General features: G+C 48.2%; 13 protein-coding genes. 5 read left to right on the top strand and 8 right to left on the bottom strand.

Annotated elements, in window-relative coordinates; all coding sequences use genetic code 11:
- Positions 1-18: 18 nt before the first annotated feature.
- Both G9U52_RS29280 and G9U52_RS29285 read right to left on the bottom strand, forming a co-directional pair.
- Entirely contained in the window at positions 19-813 is a 795-nt protein-coding gene (locus tag G9U52_RS29280; RefSeq protein ID WP_166154319.1) for a flagellar motor protein MotB, read from the bottom strand.
- Positions 791-1,579 carry a flagellar motor protein gene (locus G9U52_RS29285; protein ID WP_166154321.1) on the bottom strand — a complete coding sequence of 263 codons (789 nt, stop codon included), beginning with the start codon at positions 1,577-1,579 and terminating at the stop codon, positions 791-793. The genes G9U52_RS29280 and G9U52_RS29285 overlap by 23 nt, the downstream gene beginning before the upstream one ends.
- A 244-nt stretch (positions 1,580-1,823) precedes the next feature.
- Here G9U52_RS29285 and uvrB point away from each other — a divergent pair, with 244 nt between their 5' ends.
- The 4 genes from uvrB to G9U52_RS29305 all read left to right on the top strand — a co-directional run bounded on the left by uvrB (position 1,824) and on the right by G9U52_RS29305 (position 8,796).
- A complete protein-coding gene (gene uvrB, locus G9U52_RS29290; RefSeq protein ID WP_375790298.1) occupies positions 1,824-3,836 on the top strand; it encodes an excinuclease ABC subunit UvrB in 2,013 nt (670 codons plus the stop codon).
- Between the two features lie 91 nt (positions 3,837-3,927).
- Positions 3,928-6,810, top strand: coding sequence for an excinuclease ABC subunit UvrA (uvrA, locus tag G9U52_RS29295; protein ID WP_166154397.1), 2,883 nt, complete (start codon positions 3,928-3,930; stop codon positions 6,808-6,810).
- The gene (locus tag G9U52_RS29300) at positions 6,800-8,362 is read left to right on the top strand and encodes an amidase family protein (protein ID WP_243767631.1); all 1,563 of its coding nucleotides are present in this window, start codon (positions 6,800-6,802) and stop codon (positions 8,360-8,362) included. The genes uvrA and G9U52_RS29300 overlap by 11 nt, the downstream gene beginning before the upstream one ends.
- Positions 8,363-8,577: 215 nt before the next feature.
- Complete coding sequence (locus G9U52_RS29305; RefSeq protein WP_166154325.1) at positions 8,578-8,796, top strand: hypothetical protein; 219 nt, start codon at positions 8,578-8,580, stop codon at positions 8,794-8,796.
- A gap of 150 nt (positions 8,797-8,946) precedes the next feature.
- Here the strand turns inward: G9U52_RS29305 and G9U52_RS29310 are convergent, their stop codons facing one another.
- Positions 8,947-9,915, bottom strand: coding sequence for a sugar phosphate isomerase/epimerase family protein (locus G9U52_RS29310; RefSeq protein WP_166154327.1), 969 nt, complete (start codon positions 9,913-9,915; stop codon positions 8,947-8,949).
- Between the two features lie 444 nt (positions 9,916-10,359).
- On the opposite strand from G9U52_RS29310, the gene G9U52_RS29315 reads away from it, so the two are divergent.
- Positions 10,360-10,623, top strand: a complete 264-nt coding sequence (locus tag G9U52_RS29315) for a hypothetical protein (protein ID WP_166154329.1) — start codon at positions 10,360-10,362, stop codon at positions 10,621-10,623.
- A 230-nt stretch (positions 10,624-10,853) separates the two neighbouring features.
- On the opposite strand, the gene G9U52_RS29320 is transcribed toward G9U52_RS29315, so the two are convergent.
- From G9U52_RS29320 to G9U52_RS29340, 5 genes are all read right to left on the bottom strand, one after another.
- Positions 10,854-12,005, bottom strand: a complete 1,152-nt coding sequence (locus G9U52_RS29320; RefSeq protein WP_166154331.1) for an MBOAT family O-acyltransferase — start codon at positions 12,003-12,005, stop codon at positions 10,854-10,856.
- A 123-nt stretch (positions 12,006-12,128) separates the two neighbouring features.
- Complete coding sequence (locus G9U52_RS29325) at positions 12,129-13,046, bottom strand: hypothetical protein (protein WP_166154400.1); 918 nt, start codon at positions 13,044-13,046, stop codon at positions 12,129-12,131.
- Between the two features lie 135 nt (positions 13,047-13,181).
- Positions 13,182-14,381, bottom strand: coding sequence for a class-II aminoacyl-tRNA synthetase family protein (locus G9U52_RS29330; RefSeq protein ID WP_166154333.1), 1,200 nt, complete (start codon positions 14,379-14,381; stop codon positions 13,182-13,184).
- Positions 14,382-14,387: 6 nt separating this feature from the next.
- Entirely contained in the window at positions 14,388-14,639 is a 252-nt protein-coding gene (locus tag G9U52_RS29335; RefSeq protein WP_166154335.1) for an acyl carrier protein, read from the bottom strand.
- Positions 14,640-14,858: 219 nt separating this feature from the next.
- A complete protein-coding gene (locus G9U52_RS29340; RefSeq protein ID WP_243767632.1) occupies positions 14,859-18,344 on the bottom strand; it encodes an FG-GAP repeat domain-containing protein in 3,486 nt (1,161 codons plus the stop codon).
- Positions 18,345-18,622 lie beyond the last annotated feature (278 nt).

The following is an 18,622-nucleotide window of genomic DNA, read 5'->3' on the forward strand; positions in this document are numbered from 1 at the left end:
GCTTCAGGCTGCTGCTTTTTACTGCTGTGGTGCTTCACGCAGGACGATGATTTCCACACGGCGGTTTTTAGAGCGATTCTCAGGAGTGCTATTATCAGCAACAGGATGCGTATCGGCGAAAGCGCTCGACATGAATTTTTTGGGCTCCAGGCCCATGGTATCCGTGAAATAACGAAGTACGGACAACGACCGTTCGGAGGAAAGCCGCCAGTTATCCTTGAACAATGAACCTGTTGCTAAAGGAACGTTGTCGGTGTGGCCTTCAATGCTAATGACTGAATCTAAAGTGGGGAGCAACGTGGAGAGCTTGTCAAGAATGGGATAGGCATCCCTTTTCAAATCAGCTCTGCCCAGGTCGAATAAGAATAAATCATTTAATGTAACGTTAATCCCCCTTGACGTATTGGCTACAAATATTTGAGATTGCAGGTTTTGTTGCTGTATGTACTGTTGGATCTTCTCCATTAAATCCTGGAACTGCTTTTCGCGGAGCTCGTTGAGTTGCACTTCTTTGTCCACTTGCTCCTTCTTGTCTTTGTTGTCGTCTTCCTTCAAATTACCTTCGTTGGCTTGGGCTGGATTCAAGCTGCCAAGAACGCCTGCACCTTGGGGCATGATCGATTCGGATTTCGTATATTCGAGGTTCAAGGACTGTGCCAGTACTTCGTATTTTTTCGTATCGACCTGACTCATTGCATACATGATAACAAAGAAAATAAGCAACAGTGTGATGAGGTCGGCATAGGTAATAAGCCAGCGCTCGTGGTTTTCATTTTCAACGCGTTTTTTCCTATTCCTCGCCACCTTTATCATCCTCGCCTTCAGGTCTTTTAATGCCTTGATGCTGGAAGGACCTCAATTTCTTCTTAATCAACTGTGGATTCTCTCCGGCCTGCAGAGCCAGGATACCTTCAAGCATGAGTTCCATTTCGGATATTTGTTCTTTGCTGCGAATTTTGATTTTGGTGGAAATCGGTAAATAAATGACATTGGCTGAGGAAACCCCGTATAAAGTGGCGGTAAAGGCTACTGCGATAGCAGGACCTAAGGTGCCTGGGTCTGACAAGTTGCCGAGTACGTGGATTAAGCCCATAACCGTACCGATGATTCCCATAGCAGGTGCATAGCCGCCCGCAGTCTCAAAAATTTTGGCCCAGCCCTCATGGTGGTGCTCCAACGCATCCATCTCCAGCTCCAGGATCTGCCGGGTCAGCTCAGGGTCGGTACCATCCACAACCATCATTAACCCATCGCGCAAAAACTGGTTATCATGCTCTTGTGCACGTTGCTCCAAGGCTAATACGCCTTCTCGCCTCGCCACGGTCGCCATTTCCACGAGCTCTTCAATGATAATAGCGGGATTGCGCTTTGTTTCCTTGAAAGCCATACCTAGAGCCTGGGGAATTTCCTTCAACCGCGACATCGGGAAACTGATTGCAACTGCACCCGCCGTGCCTCCAAAAATAATAACCATAGCACTGGGGACGAATAAAGCTTTCAAATGACCGCCATCCCACATATACCCGCCGATTAAAGCGCCCAATCCAATTACAAGACCTAAGATTGTTGTTAAATCCACGTTTCCTCTCACCCCTACTACTGAATAAATGACGCTAATATTATATGTTTTGTTTCTAGTTGGACTGTTTAAAATAACCAATGAAGGAAGCTTTCTTTATTTGCAACAAAAGGTGAAAAAAGGTATAATAAATGGGAACAGGCATTCCTATGTGGCGGGTTGTCGAACGGTGTCATGCTTCGTCGCATGACGCATAATATTTATCGGAAATAAACGATTAAAAGTTTAGACAAATTGATCATCAATGGACGGTGATAGAATGAACGAAGTTATATTAAGCCATAAACCATTTGAGCTTATTTCTGATTATACACCTCAAGGAGATCAGCCACGGGCTATAGAAGAGCTCCTTAAGAGTATCGAGTCCGGACAAAAGCATCAAACCCTGCTAGGTGCTACAGGTACAGGGAAAACCTTTACAGCCGCGCATGTCATTGCCAAGCTGAATCGGCCTACACTATTAATTGCCCACAATAAAACGCTCGCAGCCCAGCTTTGCAGTGAATTAAAGGAATTTTTCCCTAACAACGCGGTTTCCTATTTTGTCAGCTATTACGATTATTATCAACCCGAAGCTTATATCGCTTCTTCAGATACATTTATTGAAAAGGATTCCAGCATTAATGAGGAGATCGATAAGCTGCGCCATTCTGCGACCAGCTCCTTGTTCGAACGCCGCGATGTCATCGTTGTTGCCAGTGTATCTTGTATTTATGGCCTGGGGTCCCCGATTGAATATGGCAATCTGGTGCTTTCCCTTCGCGTGGGGATGGAGCGCTCACGAAACGAAATTTTGCATCGATTGATCGATATCCAATATCAACGAAATGATATGAACTTCGTGCGGGGCACGTTTCGTGTGCGTGGCGATGTTGTTGAAATATTTCCTGCATCCCATAGTGAGCATGCAGTCCGTGTTGAGCTGTTCGGCGATGAGATCGAACGGATCACCGAGATTAACGTGCTAACCGGGGAAATTATCGGCGAGCGCGACCATATTGCGATTTTCCCTGCCTCTCACTTCGTGACCCATGAGGACACAATGAAACGGGCTTTGGTCAATATCGAGCGTGAGCTTGAGGAACGTCTGGCAGAGCTTAATGAAAAGGGCAAGCTGCTGGAGGCACAGCGGCTGGAGCAACGGACCCGCTATGATATCGAGATGATGCAGGAGATGGGCTTTTGCTCCGGGATCGAGAATTACTCGGGACCTTTGACCTTTCGTGAGACTGGCGCGACCCCTTATACGTTATTCGATTATTTTCCGGACGATATGCTGATTATGGTCGATGAGTCCCACGTGACTCTGCCGCAAATTCGCGGGATGTACAATGGCGACCGTGCTCGGAAGGAAGTACTTGTGGAGCATGGATTTCGGCTTCCTTCGGCGATGGATAACCGACCGCTGCGCTTCGAGGAATTCGAGGCTAAGGTCACACAAGCCGTATTTATTTCAGCTACGCCAGGGCCTTATGAGCTAGAGCATTGCCCGGTGATGGTCGAGCAAATTATACGCCCAACCGGCTTGATTGACCCGATTATCGAGGTTCGCCAAACCAAAGGGCAGATCGATGATCTGCTGGGTGAAATCAATGATCGTATTAGTAAGGACGAACGTGTGCTGGTTACGACATTAACGAAGAAAATGTCGGAGGATCTAACCGACTATTTCAAGGAGATAGGGATTAAGGTACGGTACCTGCACTCGGATATCAAGACGCTGGAGCGGATGCAAATTTTACGCGATTTGCGTCTGGGGGTGTTCCATGTACTGGTAGGTATCAATCTGTTAAGAGAAGGGCTTGATTTGCCGGAGGTATCCCTTGTAGCGATTCTTGATGCCGACAAAGAAGGCTTTCTCCGGTCTGAGCGCTCCTTGATCCAAACGATCGGCCGCGCGGCGCGAAATTCGAATGGGCGGGTTATACTATACGGGGATAAAATAACGGATTCCATGAGTAAAGCGATGAATGAGACCGAACGCCGCAGGGTCATCCAAACCGCCCATAATGAGCTGAATGGCATCACTCCCCAAACAATCCAGAAAAAGGTGCGCGATGTGATTGAAGCGGTTAAGGTTGCTGAGCAGAAAGCGGACTATTTAACCGACATCAAAGGTGCCAAAATGTCCAAAAAGGATAAAATGTCTTTGATCGAGCGCTTGGAAAAGGAAATGAAGGATGCCGCCAAAAATCTGCAATTTGAGCGTGCGGCTGAGCTTCGTGATGCGGTGATGGAGTTGAAGGTCGATCTATAACCGATATTTCGGTTATATGAAATATCGGGTATAATGGAAGGATGTCAGACGCCTGATTATCCATGGAAATCAAAAGGATGGTGTTATGCACGTGGTCAGAGACAATATTGTGATTAAGGGCGCGCGAGCGCATAATTTAAAAAATATAGATGTTACAATTCCACGTGACCGGTTTGTTGTTCTTACAGGGCTTAGCGGTTCAGGCAAATCCTCATTGGCGTTCGATACGATATATGCGGAAGGCCAACGACGTTATGTGGAGTCGCTGTCCGCCTATGCACGGCAATTCTTGGGGCAAATGGATAAGCCAGATGTTGATTCTATTGAAGGCTTGTCACCAGCCATTTCCATCGACCAGAAAACGACAAGCCGCAACCCACGCTCTACAGTAGGAACCGTAACGGAGATTTACGATTACCTTCGGTTATTGTTTGCCCGTATCGGCCGTCCGCATTGCCCGATTCACAAAATCGAGATTACGGCGCAGACGATCGAGCAGATGGTTGACCGGATTATGGAATATCCGGAAAAAACACGCATCCAAATATTAGCACCGATTATTTCTGGCCGTAAAGGTGAGCATACGAAGCTATTAGCTGATATTCATAAGCAAGGCTTTGTACGTGCACGTATTAATGGCGAAATTGTAGACTTATCCGAGAAAATCGAGCTCGACAAAAATAAAAAAAGTAATATTGAAGTTGTGGTTGACCGAATTGTCGTAAAGGATGACGTCCAAAGCCGTTTGGCAGATTCTTTGGAAACCGCACTCAAGCTGGGTGAAGGTCGGGTACTCGTCGACATTATGGACCAGGAAGAACTGCTGTTTAGCCAAAATCTGGCATGTCCGGAATGTGGCTTCAGCATCGAAGAGCTGGCTCCGCGGATGTTTTCCTTTAACAGCCCATTCGGGGCTTGCCCGGAATGTGATGGGTTAGGAAGCAAAATGATAGTTGATCCCGATTTGCTCGTGCCTAATCCACAATTGTCGATTGAACAAGGTGCTTTTGAAGCTTGGGCAGGCAGCACTTCCAATTATTATCCGCAATTTTTGGCGGCAGTATGTGACCATTACGGGATATCCCGCACCATTCCGGTAGCAGAATTAACCCCTGAGCAAATGAAAAAGCTGCTTCAGGGCACCGGCGGTGAAAAAGTGCGTTTCCGTTATGTAAATGACATGGGGCATAAAAAAGAAGCCTTGGTGCCGTTTGAAGGGATTATTAATAACCTTGAGCGGCGTTTTCGCGATACCTTCTCTGAAGGCATCCGTGAGCATATCCAAAGCTATATGAGCTCTAAGCCATGTGCGAAGTGCAAAGGAAACCGGCTCAAGCCGGAGACGCTAGCGGTTACCGTAGCTGGCAAAAACATTGCCTTCGTTACCTCATTATCGATTGGAGATTCACAAGAATGGTTCCAGTCCTTGTCCTTAACGGAAAGAGAGCTGCAGATTGCCCAATTGATCCTTAAGGAAATTCACGCACGTTTGGGCTTTCTGGTTAATGTCGGTCTAGATTACCTTACCCTGCACCGCGCCGCAGGTACTTTATCAGGTGGCGAGGCGCAGCGGATTCGCTTAGCGACGCAAATCGGCTCCAGCTTGATGGGTGTCCTCTATATTCTGGATGAGCCCAGCATCGGCCTGCATCAGCGTGATAATGAGCGCCTGATTCAAACGCTGGAGCATATGCGCGACCTTGGCAATACGCTGATTGTAGTCGAGCATGATGAAGACACGATGATGGCTGCTGATTATATTATCGATATTGGTCCTGGTGCAGGGATTCATGGGGGTACTGTTGTGTCCCAAGGGACGCCACAGGAGATTATGGATGATCCAAATTCGTTAACCGGCCAATATTTAAGCGGCAAGAAATTTATTCCGATTGCAGCGACCAGAAGGCAGCCTAACGGCAAATGGTTGGAAATCAAAGGCGCCAAGGAAAATAATTTGCGCAATGTTCATGTAAAGCTGCCTTTGGGTGTATTTACTTGTGTAACAGGCGTCTCCGGTTCTGGGAAAAGCACGCTAATCAATGAGATCCTCTACAAAACATTAGCCAAAGAGCTGAATCGCGCCAAGGTGCGTCCAGGTGAGCATAAGGAATTTCTGGGGCTTGAGCATGTGGACAAGGTTATCGAAATCGACCAGTCCCCCATTGGGCGTACTCCACGTTCTAACCCAGCAACTTATACAGGCGTGTTTGATGATATCCGTGATTTGTTTGCCTCGACGAATGAGGCGAAGGTACGCGGTTATAAGAAGGGCCGTTTCAGCTTTAATGTGAAGGGTGGGCGCTGTGAGGCATGCCGTGGTGACGGCATTATCAAGATTGAAATGCATTTTCTGCCGGATGTATATGTGCCTTGTGAAATTTGCAAAGGCAAACGTTACAATCGGGAAACGCTTGAGATTCATTACAAAGGGAAAAGCATCTCTGATGTACTGGCTCTAACGATCGAAGCCTCCTGCGATTTTTTCAAAAATGTGCCGCGTATTTATCGCAAACTATATACCTTGCTTGAAGTAGGATTGGGCTACATGGATCTGGGCCAGCCGGCTACAACCTTATCCGGTGGCGAGGCGCAGCGTGTGAAGCTCGCGGCAGAATTGCACCGCAGAAGCACCGGCAAAACAATCTATATTCTCGATGAGCCTACGACAGGTCTCCATATCCACGATATTGATCGGCTGCTGAAGGTGCTGCATAAGCTTGTCGAGAATGGCGACAGTGTCCTGGTCATTGAGCATAATCTGGATGTTATCAAAACAGCCGATTATATGATCGATCTGGGTCCAGAAGGCGGCAGTAAAGGCGGCTTGGTCGTTGCTGCTGGGACACCTGAGGAAGTAGTGAAGGTGAAGGGCTCCTACACCGGCAAGTATTTGAAGCCGATTCTTGAACGCGATAAAGCAAGGTCTATTGGTTACGAGGAAGAGCAGCAGAAGCTGATGGAAGATGCCATCTAGCTTGTATAGGCAGGTAGATGATCAGAATCGCTTGGTTTCTTTAGAGAGCCAAGCGATTTTTGGCTATGATACGATGAAGATTAATGAAATCGGAAAGGATAAGAAGCCATTGCAAAAGGAGCATTTGCTAAAGCTGCAGCAGCATGCATGGATAGAAGCCACGATTGACGAGCTACAAGCGGGTATGGAACAAGGGATGCTAACTTCAGAGCAGCTTGTCCAGCTATATCTGGGAAGGATCCAAACCCATGATCAGCAAGGTGTGATGCTCCACAGCATTGTCGAATTAAACCCTGATGCTGTATCAGATGCCGCTGCCCTTGACCAAGAACGGAAGCTACAGGGACCACGGGGAGTGATGCATGGGATTCCAGTTCTGCTTAAGGATAATATTTATACCGCAGACCGTACACGTACAAGTGCCGGTTCATGGCTGTTATCTGACTTTTACGCATCCAAGGATGCCTTGCTTGTAAGCAAGCTCCGCGAAGCGGGAGCCGTGATCTTGGGCAAGACGAATATGACGGAATGGGCCGCATTCATGTCTAGGCAAATGCCACATGGCTTTTCTGCCAGAGGGGGACAAACATTAAACCCCTATGGCCCAGGCACCATTCCGATTGGGGGGTCTAGCTCAGGGAGTGCCGCTGCTGTTGCTGCCAATTTAACATCGGTTGCGATTGGCACCGAAACTTCGGGGTCGATCATTTGCCCTTCCAGCTTCAACGCCATCGTGGGGATCAAGCCTACGACGGGATTAGTTAGCTGTGATGGATTAATACTCGCCTCGTTAACCCAGGATACGGCTGGGCCAATGGCGAGGACGGTGAGAGATGCCGCGATTGTATTAGGTGTTATGGTAGGAGGAGGCTTGGCGGACCCTGAGTGGGAAAACCACGACTATACGCAGTATTTGAACAGAGAAGGATTAGGCGGGTTCACGATTGGAGTGGTCATGGACGACTATGCAAAGCTGGATAGCAGCAAGCAGCAGCTGCTGAACCAGGCGGTAGCAGACCTCCGAGAATTAGGGGCGCTCGTCGTGGAGGTGCCATCCATCCATAGCCCTGACCTGCAATGGACCTTCGAAGTGGTGCTCCAACAGTTTAAATGGAATATGGATGCATTGCTTGCAGCATTGCCAACCTCTTATCCTGTACACTCTTTAAAGGAATTAATAGCGTATAACGAGCAGCAGGCTGACAAGGCTATGTTATTTGGACAAGATGTGCTGATAGATTCGGAGAAGACGAATTTAACACCCGAGGAATACCTCAAGGCAATGGAAAAGGATACTTACTTAGCCCGTAAGATCGGAGTGGACCAAGCGATGGAAGTCCATCAATTGGATGTGCTTCTATTTCCAGAAACCTCAGGCTATAGGGTAGCAGCCAAATCCGGCTATCCGATATTATCTGTGCCTGCAGGTTTTGTAGCAAATTCCCCTATGGGCATCCATTTACTGGGTAAAGCTTATTCGGAGCCTGTCTTGCTGCGTGTAGCCTATGAATTTGAACAAGCAACTATGCATCGGGTCCCACCGGTATTATAGAGCACCTAATAACATGCCTTAGAGTTATAAAATGTAGCAGAACTGGGCATTTTATAAGTGTGAGGCTGTTAATAAAGCTTTTCGTAAGCATCTAATGTGGAGTAAAGCCAGAAATGTTGACAAAGTTGTTACACTTCTGCAAATCACTTGCACTTGGAAGCTAGTCAAGCTAAGATATAGTATAAGCAATTTCGTAACTATGAGGAGGTCTCTCGATGTTATTAGCCGCAGAGGCAGCACAAGCATCAGCATCCACTTTTAATGGATTTGACGTGTTCGTTGTTCTTTTCACAATAGTAATCGCTATTGGTATCGTACGTTTGCTGGTGGCTCCTAAGAAAAATATTTTTGCCATCGGCTTTGGTGGGATTAGCTTACTTGTTTTTCTCATTATGGATGCCGTAATGGTCATGAGCTGGATGGGTAAAATGTAAGGGTTTCTAATCGGGGTCCAAGGAAGAGTGCTCAAGGGCACTCTTTTTTTTGTGTCCGGCTCTAGTACTGCAATAAGAAAAATCCCGAGCCGCTCTATGGAGCAACTCGGGATTTTTGTGCTTGCTTACTTGTTAAATGAGACCGAATGCTTAAACCCACCACATCTCGCCAACGGGTTCTTTAATCAGAATTTGCTGCAGGTTTTGCACCGCTTTGGTAAAGCCTTCGTCTACGGACATCAGGCCATCTTCGTGTTCGATGCTGACTACATAGTCGTAGCCAACCAAACGGAGGGCGCTAATAATATCAGCCCAGGTTTTCATATCGTGGCCGTAGCCAACTGTGCGGAACTGCCAAGCACGGTCCAGCATCAAGGTGTAGGACTGCATATCCGTCACGCCATGCTTATTCACATTGATCGGGTCGATCGAGGTGTCCTTGGCATGGAAGTGGTGGATTGCATTAGCGCGGCCGAGGATTTGTACGGCTTGCACCGGGTCAATCCCCTGCCACCACATATGGCTAGGGTCAAGGTTGGCGCCGATAACGTCGCCTGCTGCTTCGCGAAGGCGCAGTAGCGTAGCTGGTGTATGTACCGAGAAGCCGCCGTGTAGTTCTAGTCCGATTTTTACATTGCGGTCGGATGCGAATTTACCGGTTTCCGTCCAGTAAGGAATCACTTTATTCGTCCATTGCCAGTCGAGAATTTCTTGGAAATCGTTGGGCCAAGGAGCGACAGGCCAGTTCGGGTACTTCGCACCCTCGTGGTCGCCAGGGCAGCCAGAGAACGTATTAACGACAGGGACCTCAAGCTTTTCAGCCAGCTCTATCGTTTTCAAAATCGTATTGTGATGGTCTTGAGCGATAGGCTGCTGCGGATGCAGCGGGTTGCCATGGCAGCTGAGCGCGCTGATGATTAAGCCACGGGATTCAACTGCTTGTTTGAAAGCTCTCAGTTTGCCTGCATCTGCTAGCAGAGCCACGGGATCACAATGTGAATTGCCTGGGTAACCACCCGTACCGATTTCAATCGCATCCAAGCCTTTGGCTGCAATGTAGTCGAGTGTTTCTTCAAGAGATTTCTGGGCAAATAATACAGCAAATACGCCTAACTTCATAAGACACCTCCGAAAAAATGAAAATGTACGCGTGTACGCACTATAGTAAATTATAGCATTGTTTGCAGGCAACTCAAAGTGCAAGATGCAGACAGGTTCGGTTGCCATGCAGCTTCACCAAATGTGGTAGATATACAGGTGCCGAATGCTTAGAGGCATTATCCCTATAGCTCAGGAAGCGGGGCATTTTAAATGTTGCAGATTCTGAAAGTATAGCTTATAGCAACAAATAGATTTTCTGCCTGAGCGAAGGGGATATTCCCGCAAAAGGCTTTTGCTCCAAATAAGCTTTACTCGAATGAAGCGGTTGGAAGCAGTTCTGTATATGATTGGCAGCAGGCGATGGCATTAACCTAAAAAAAATGTGGCATCAGGGCGAATGAACAGGTGGAAAACACCTACTTCACATATAGTGTATGATCCGTGAAGAAGGAGATGATCCGAATGTCATATAACAACTTTGAATGCCCTCAAGCGAGTCCAGTGTATACAGATCCAACGCAAGTGATCCGTAATTTTTATTATCCACAAATAGTTCCTGTTATCCATCCGGTTGAAATCGTGAATAGACACCATTGTGTCCCAATCCCGCAGCATATGGTAGCTTGTACCGTTAAGGATGAAGTATGTACGGTCAGCAGCCACAATAGAAATACAAGAAGTGCAGGTGCTAAAGCACGCGTTTCCCGGTCTAAAGGAAAGAAATAAGGAAAAAAAGAAGCCAAAGCAGCAGTAGCTTCAAAAGATCGCTCGAGTCCAATTGCTGTGTTGACCCATCGACGGAAGCCACTAACTGTGGCATTAACTTTTAAGAGCCTCTTATCCACGTAAGTGGACAGGAGGCTCTTTTTTCTGCAGTTCTGTTGCTATATAAGCTGCGTATCCAGCAAGCGGAGAGTCATGAGCGACATCAAAAAGCTAGGCTTTTTTGGCTGAAGCTAGAAAGGCCAATTGAGCAGGCCGCGGTAAATTTTAAAAACCGTTTCCGTGCTGCCGCTATAAATAATAACAGAGAAGGTGACAATTAGCTGGGTCAGCGCACAACGGGCAAGAAAATAAGTGCGGGATACCTTTTTCTTGTTAACCGTTGATTTGCCAAGCAAATTTTCCAACGCAATCACAATGCCGTGGTACAGCCCATAAAAAAAGTACAGCCAGTTGAAGCCATGCCATAACCCCATCAGTAGCATAATCAGGATAGATAAGCTGGCCGCTGTCCATTTACTTGGTGTTTTACGTGAAAAGAAAATAAAAATATGGTCGCGGAACCAATCGCCCAGCGTTGCATGCCAGTTGCGCCAAAATTGGGTTAAGGTTGGCGATTGAAACGGTTTTTTAAAGTTTTCGGGGATATTATAACCCATCAAACGTCCAAAGCCGACCGCAATATCCGAATACCCTGAAAAATCGAAGAAAATACGTGCATAAAACCAAACCATCAGAAACAGCGATTGATGGGTGTGAAGCTCGCCTTGCTGCATAGAGATAAAGATGTCCGACATCCAAGGGACGATTACGATTGTTTTGAACAGGCCCAGAATGATCCGTTTTACATTATCCTCAACCTGAGGTGCAATCAGCTTATAGGGCTGCTTCGTATCCGCTATGAAATCACGGAATTTAAGGATTGGCCCCGATGTGAATGTCGGGATGAATAAGATGTAATTGGCGTAATCAATAGCTGGGGCACGGGCATCCTTGCCAATAAAATAAGCAAAATAATACGCATCAATCACCTTTAGCACATTATAGATAAGGCCCAGCAGCAGCACGGTGTCAAACAGCGGATTTTCAAAAATTCGCATCCCATACAAACGCATGCCTGATACACCGGCAATATTTAATGCGATTAGCGTAATGAACCAGCTTTTGCGCCATGAAGCAGTCTGGCATAAAAATCGAAAGCCGATATAGTTCAGCAGCGTATAAACAAGGTAAAAAACAAACAGCTTCTTACTGAACACCAGCAAGAAACTGAGGTTGAACGCCAGCAGCAATATCCGTTTATTGTTCGGCCACCAGCGGGTAAGCGCCAGAATCACAATCATACCGCTAATAGCCATGATTGCGTTCATATTTAAATACCACATAACCTGTACTCCCTTGATTGAAAGATGGCCGAGCCATGCTTAGGCTTTAGAACCCCTCGTAAATAAACAGTCCTTTACCGGTAAAATAGATCAGAACCGTAATCAGCATAGCCGTGTACAGAATTACTTCGAGGATTTTGCGAGCGATTGGAGCCATGCGTCAACCTCCTTAGTAAATACAGGTGCCCCTTCGGCGCGGCTTAAATGGACAAGGTCGTGAAACAGCGCAGGATCATAGGTGCTGAGCAAGTCCAATACCGGAACCTGGTGGCCCGATAAACGGGACTGTACATCTGCTTGCAGACCAGGCATATATTTGGGAAGTGGAAAGCCGGGATTCCAAGGCATCCAGACCACACGGACAGGAAGCTTATGCTCATCTGCATAGCGGAGAATCCAATCCAGAGCTTGAAGGTTATCCTTATAGTCGGGCTGCGACATCCAGCCAAAGCGTGCTTCGTAATCATCCCATTTTTTCTTCAGCTCATCATCCGGCTTTCTGCCAAAGTAGAGCTCCTTATCGATCCAGCGCGGCTCGTAGGCGAATAGCTTGGAGCTATCCAACTCGAGCATGCCTTGATAAAGCTGCCTGACTGCCTCGGAGCCAGAATCGCGCATATAGTCACGGTAGGTATACACATAAGGCTGGTACCAGGGCTTGAACCATTGGTAAGTCGGATCCGTCTCCAGGCTGTCGATCATCGTATGGACATCAATCGCAATCACCAGCTGGTTTTCCACGTGGAACAATTGCTGCTCCAGCATGGCCTTTAGATCAGTCAATTTGCCGTAGGAAAGCCCTAGCTCGATTAACCCGGACTTCGATTGCTCCTCGATATAGGCGCCCGTCACCGATGAATTGCCGTAAAAAACAGCGCCGTGGTCCAGCCATTGGTGGTGGTAAAGCGTTTTGGTAAAGTCGTTTTTATAAAAACGGCGCGACGTAGCCATCGGGTCCCACATCGAAACCAGGACATCCGAAAGCACGAAGGTGGCAAGCAGCAGCAGCACGAAGCTGTTTTTGCGCAAGAAGGTGACCAGTTTCATAATTGCCTTAATGGTGCGGAAACTCGTGACTTTACATCATGAGAGGAGCACCATTCCCCTCCTTTTTGAGAACGAGTGTTTGAGTCCATTTGAAAGAGCTTATAGCTCCCGCATACAACGTACCAACGTTTACAGCGATTTTTGCTGCCAAGCATGATATTGCCCGCGGAAGGTTTCCGGCCAGCTGGCTTCATCAAGCCCATATTGGGCCAAAAAGGCGAATACCCAGCGCTCAATACCAAAACCTACACAGCCTGTAACGGCGGGACGTTTATTGCTCATTTTGATCTGAAAAGCATTGCCGAAGGTGTTGCTATGGAAATTAACGGAACTGCACGCAATGGACTTCTTGATATGTGGAATGCTCAGGCGCAGCTCGTATTTCATCTCTTGGTTGCGTTGAAAGGCAGCCTTGGTTTGAAATTCATTCGTGAAAAAAGGATCATTAGCGATTTCCAGCATACTGTCCACATTCCACTCAACAGCGAGCTCTTTGATATATTCGATGGAGCGCAGACGGTTTTCTTTAACGAACTCAGGCTTGCCAACAAAAATAATTTCGCGCATGCTGAAATCAAGTAACCTTCCAAAGTCACTATGGTTACGGGATTCAAAGCGGTGGCATTTGGAAATGGCGCTAACGATAATGCCGTCGCCCTCCAGTGTTTCGTTTTGCAAGCCTTCATAGCAGTGATAGCAGGTCGAAGGATTCATTGTGAACTTCGGCATCGGCATCGATTTATTTAAATCCAGCTGTGTATCCTGTTTCCAGCCGCCATGATCGCGGATCGATTGGGAGAAGGCTTCAATAATGTCCAGATCCTCACGAAGATGGGTCACGAAATGGATATGCTCGGGAAACGAAGTAAAATGGTTCGTTTTGTTAAGGGTCTCGCAATGAATGACGGCTGGGTACGATTCTTCCTTAATACCGGCGAAACGATTGCCGATTTTGGTCACAAAGGAATAATCGAAAAAACGCATCAAGCTCGAAAACGGCTCGCGGAAAATAAATAAGCCCGCCTCCAGCACCTTAATGATTTTCAGCTCCACAAGCTCCGCAATAATATCGCCCTCATACGGAGTAGCAACCTTATGCTCGAACAAAATATTTTCCTTAAATCCAAAATCTCCATTGGAAAACCGCTCGATCAAACGGCGAACCTGGCTCTCGATCGCTTCGTTACCTTTGGGTGATTCGTGGGTGATATAGAGATGATTATCCTCCAGCCGAATATCGCGAATCTGCTCGTCAATAAAGGCGGCTGCGTATTTAAGCTGTCCATGCTGGCTAGCTGCCAGCCCCTCGAGGGATACGTTGCATTCCATAGATGATTACCTCGCAGTCTTTTTTTGGATAAAATCGGCAATTTCCTGCACCGTATTCATGGAATACAGCATCAGATCCTGGTTCGTTACCTGGATGCCGTAGGTTTGCTCGATATGAGCAATTAACGCCGTAGCGCCGATCGAATCGACATAGCCGTAATCAAAAAGGTGTACATCCACCGTAAATTCATCATCATCCGCTTCAATTTCATAACGATTGCGTATATGTGCTTCTAATTGTGCAAGCAGGTCTTGCATATGGGCGTTCCTCCTTGAGTATGGCGATAAGAGTATAGGTAGCAAACGATGTATACCACTAATATGCTATTATAACGATGAAAAATAGCATTAAACAGGTGAAAAATAGGATAAAATGCGAATCTTTTGGTTAAAACGATGCTGGGGATCCTTTTGACCCATAAAAATCGCATTTTGGCGGCTGGTTTGAGGGATAGTACCCTTTCAGCAAGGCGTGCATCAAAAATAGATTTGAATCGTGGTGCCTGCGCCAAAATGCGTAATCGTATAAACAGGGCTTGCCCCCTGCTGTTCAACTTGAAGCGAATCGCCTTCAATCCGCGGTAGGGAAGGACTCGATAGCTGAACCTGTTGCATGCCATCCGACAGGAGCTCCAGAGTCCAATGGTCTTGTTGCTTTTGCAATTTAAAAGGCACATTGGAACGCAATAAATGTGGGGCAGCGACGGGCGCTGGGCCAGTGCTAGCAAAACCATTAAACTGAACAATCGTAGCTTGTGGCACGCCTACATAGAGCTTATTGTTTTGCCAATGGAATACATCAGACTTCGTAGCTAACTGGTGTTCTGCATAGGCTTGTCCCCGCTCAATAGAGACCCCCAGTGTTCCTTTATATTCCGCCGCCTGCAGGGGTACATCTTCAGTTAACGGTTTTATACGTATCGTCGGGTTAGTAGGGATGCCTACCAGCCGCTTCATTCGATCCCAGACAACCTCGCTCCATGGACGGTAAATTTCTACCTGGGTGGTTAATGTATTGAGAACCGAGCGTGCTAATTGTGGCTCCGACATAAAATTATAGCTGTGTTCATTTCGGATTTGGTCCAAAAATTTAACGAACTCCAGCAAGTCCTTAACGCCCGTTGGAAATTTATACTCGATGTGCTCGAAATAATCAATGGGCATGTCCTGGGCAACATAGGCTTGAAACAAATCCTCAGTTGAATAGAGCTTATCTAGCCGTAATACCGGAGCAGGTGTACTCAGCAGCATAGGAGGATTAGAGGGCAGGCCCGTGACTGGGTCGGCCATCAAAAAAGGTAAGCCCCAATTGTACTGCACGCCTAGCCTAGGTTCATTAGGGATGTTGGCTGGTCTAAATCCGAAATTAAACCAAATCCCGGAATCACGTTCATTTCGCAGCGTCTGCGTAGGGTCTGGGTGATTAATACGCCACGTATGCTGGTTGGTGCCAGGCATATGCCAAGGAATGCCAAGCTTCTGGAACGATTTCTGCTGCAGCGCGATTTCTGCTTTTTCCTGTGCGTCGCTTGTGAAGTTGTGTACAAAAATATGTGGATACAAATCCAGGTAATTTTCTTTTGTATAGTCAATAAATGCCTTTAATTGCTCGGCATAAGGAAATGTTGGATCATCAATAGGCGTCGGCATACCAAATTCGAGCTGCCCCACAATCAGGTCCTCTTTGCCATCGTGGTTCAAATCGTACCATAAAGGCACAGAGTTGTGTCCGCCAACAAGAGCATGGTTACCTAGTTGATTCATCGTGGCGCCTTCCAATACACCGGAAGGCTGCCATGAGCCGCCTGCTTGCTGCGTGTATATGCGCAGGTCGCCTTCGCCATTGCCGACCACCAGCTCTGGTCGGCCGTCGCCGTTCACATCACGCAGTGATGGCGCAGCGAACGCCGCGGGCAGCCGGAATAGCAGGCTGCCGGGCACAAAGGCAAGCGGCGCCCCGGCTGCACCGGGGGCGCCGCCACCTGCGGCGCCATCGCGAGCCGCTGCCCGCTGCCCGCGAAAGAGCGTTACACCGCCTGCGGCATCCCCGACCACAAGGTCGGGGATGCCATCAGCGGTGGCATCGCCCACCGCCGCAGCCACGGGTGCTGCGGCGCGGATCACTTGCCCGCCCGCAAGCAGCGGGACGGGTGCAGTAAACGCGCCGCCGGCAGCGCCATAGGCGACGCCGAGCGTGCCGTCCGGCTGGCCTAGGACAAGGTCCGGCCGCCCGTCGGCGTTAAGATCGTACGCCGTGACGCTCGCGTAGGCCCCTGTTTGCAGAGGCCGCCCATCGAGCAGCATCAGAGGCTCACGCTTGCCAAAAGCATCAGGCGCAGGAACGCCCCCGCCATCTTTTGTCGTTCCATCGCCGATCTTCTGCGCGAGGCTCTCGCTTCCCGTAGCGTTCTGTAGCTGCTGAACGCCGCTATTGGGTATCTCGGCCCCCGCAGCCTTCGCTCCATTCGCCAGCCCGCTCTGCTTCTCGTCCCCGCTCGGTAGCATCTGCCCCGCATAAGCCTCCGGCTGCGCCCCCAGGTTGCGGTAGACGTAGATCGAGCCGTCGGCTGAGCCAACGATCAGCTCCGGCTGCCCGTCGCCATCAAGGTCCGCAAGCGCTGGGTAAGCACGGTATGGCTCATTGACGACATCGCCAAGCGAGTGGTAATTCGGGTCCCGTGCCAATTGGATAGGCTTTCCTTCGCTTATCAAGCGAGTGCCGCTGGAATAGAAGGAATTGGGCGTTTCACCAACAAAGGCAGGCTGTTCATTCGTACCCACATTCAAATGGACGGCGACCGACTCCTGCCACAGCCCCCAGTGAAACGAGGAACGGACAAGCGAGAAGGAGGGAAGCTGGTTATATTTCTTCAGCAGCTCAGCCCATTGAATCCCTTCCCCATCACGAATCGCCTCAATCGCCTCAAAATGGTTCTGATGCGCCATCGCAGGTCGTCCATACGGTCCGAGCACCTTTTTTACACTATAGCCATACACTTCCTTGGAAACGAACGCCGCATATTCACTGCGGAACAACGCGCCTCCTGCGGCAAACGTGAAATGGAAATAAGGCGCCAAGGGCAGCTGCCGGCGGTCAAAATATAAGGCTCCTGGAGCAGGCTGTATACCCGAATTTACGGTTTCAGCCAGCTTTTTAAAGCCAAGCTCCGGATCCATGCCGCTTGCCAAATCATAGCCCGTTATGTAGTTGCGGTTAGGCAGTAAAGCGCTGCTGACAAATACCGTTCCTTTGCCATACCGATTCAATGAAAATAACGCCGTACCCTTCAAGGTGGCTATTGGCTCAGCGGTCGAAACGACCAGCCCTTGTCCCCATGAAAAACGGCTCCAATCGGCCAAACCCTCATGCTGCAAGTAATTGTCCGTAAATTGCCGGAACAGCAGCTGGATCGCCTGCAAATTAAGCTCCACCTCGGGATACTCCAGGGTCACTCCTCCAGCGGTTAGCTGGTCGCTTGGAGCACTTGCTTGGCTGTTTACCGTGGTAGTGTCGCCGCCTGTTGCACTTACTTGCTTGCTCGGCAATAAAGGCGTCAGCGGATCGAGTGTTACGAGCTCTTTGGCACCGATAAAGTCCAGCGGGAAATCATTAACCAAGCTATTTTCAAGAAACAAATGTCCTCCTTCGGATACATAGCTTTGCAGCATATGGCGCTGTTGCTCTGTTAAGGCTTCGTGAAGGGAAGGATCCAGATAAACGGTGTTATAGGCTTGTAACTGCCGTAATGCTACTTTTTCGACGGGCTGCCGTTCCAATTGTAAATTAGCGACTAAGGATTGGTGCAATTGACCAAACGCTGCTGCGTCAAAGCTGTCGCCTTTCGATATATATAACATCCGAACCGATAAATCCTTGTCGGCAAATGCCAACCATCCTAATGCTGTAAGGACCACCAGGGCACCAATAAGGGCTCCTGTAATCATGACTTTGGTTAATTTCAACAAAAACCCCTCAATTATAACTCGGTTGAACTACCCAGCTAGTATACCATGGATGGTAGGCTTTGTTAACTCGTGCTGGTTGGTGTAGAAGTCGCTCAGAAGGGCTGTAAAACTGACTAACAGGAAATTTATGGTGTACCTAGCGGTCAAGTTTATACTGAATCCCAGTCATTTTATGGTTATGGACTTGACATTTCTGTTACAATAGAAGTATCGCTGTTTTTTTCGTCTATGCTTTCATTCGGAAAAGCGGCAAATGGGGTAACATTCGGAGGTCT

The sequence above is a fragment of the Paenibacillus agricola genome (genome assembly GCF_011440305.1).
Taxonomy (GTDB): domain Bacteria; phylum Bacillota; class Bacilli; order Paenibacillales; family NBRC-103111; genus Paenibacillus_S; species Paenibacillus_S agricola.

Bases quoted from the DNA above. Each gene is read 5' to 3' on its own strand.
- G9U52_RS29280 (WP_166154319.1), bottom strand. From the start codon at position 813: ATGATAAAGGTGGCGAGGAATAGGAAAAAACGCGTTGAAAATGAAAAC.
- uvrB (WP_375790298.1), top strand. From the start codon at position 1,824: ATGGACGGTGATAGAATGAACGAAGTTATATTAAGCCATAAACCATTT.
- G9U52_RS29300 (WP_243767631.1), top strand. From the start codon at position 6,800: ATGCCATCTAGCTTGTATAGGCAGGTAGATGATCAGAATCGCTTGGTT.
- G9U52_RS29305 (WP_166154325.1), top strand. From the start codon at position 8,578: ATGTTATTAGCCGCAGAGGCAGCACAAGCATCAGCATCCACTTTTAAT.
- G9U52_RS29310 (WP_166154327.1), bottom strand. From the start codon at position 9,915: ATGAAGTTAGGCGTATTTGCTGTATTATTTGCCCAGAAATCTCTTGAA.
- G9U52_RS29315 (WP_166154329.1), top strand. From the start codon at position 10,360: ATGTCATATAACAACTTTGAATGCCCTCAAGCGAGTCCAGTGTATACA.
- G9U52_RS29320 (WP_166154331.1), bottom strand. From the start codon at position 12,005: ATGTGGTATTTAAATATGAACGCAATCATGGCTATTAGCGGTATGATT.
- G9U52_RS29330 (WP_166154333.1), bottom strand. From the start codon at position 14,381: ATGGAATGCAACGTATCCCTCGAGGGGCTGGCAGCTAGCCAGCATGGA.
- G9U52_RS29335 (WP_166154335.1), bottom strand. From the start codon at position 14,639: ATGCAAGACCTGCTTGCACAATTAGAAGCACATATACGCAATCGTTAT.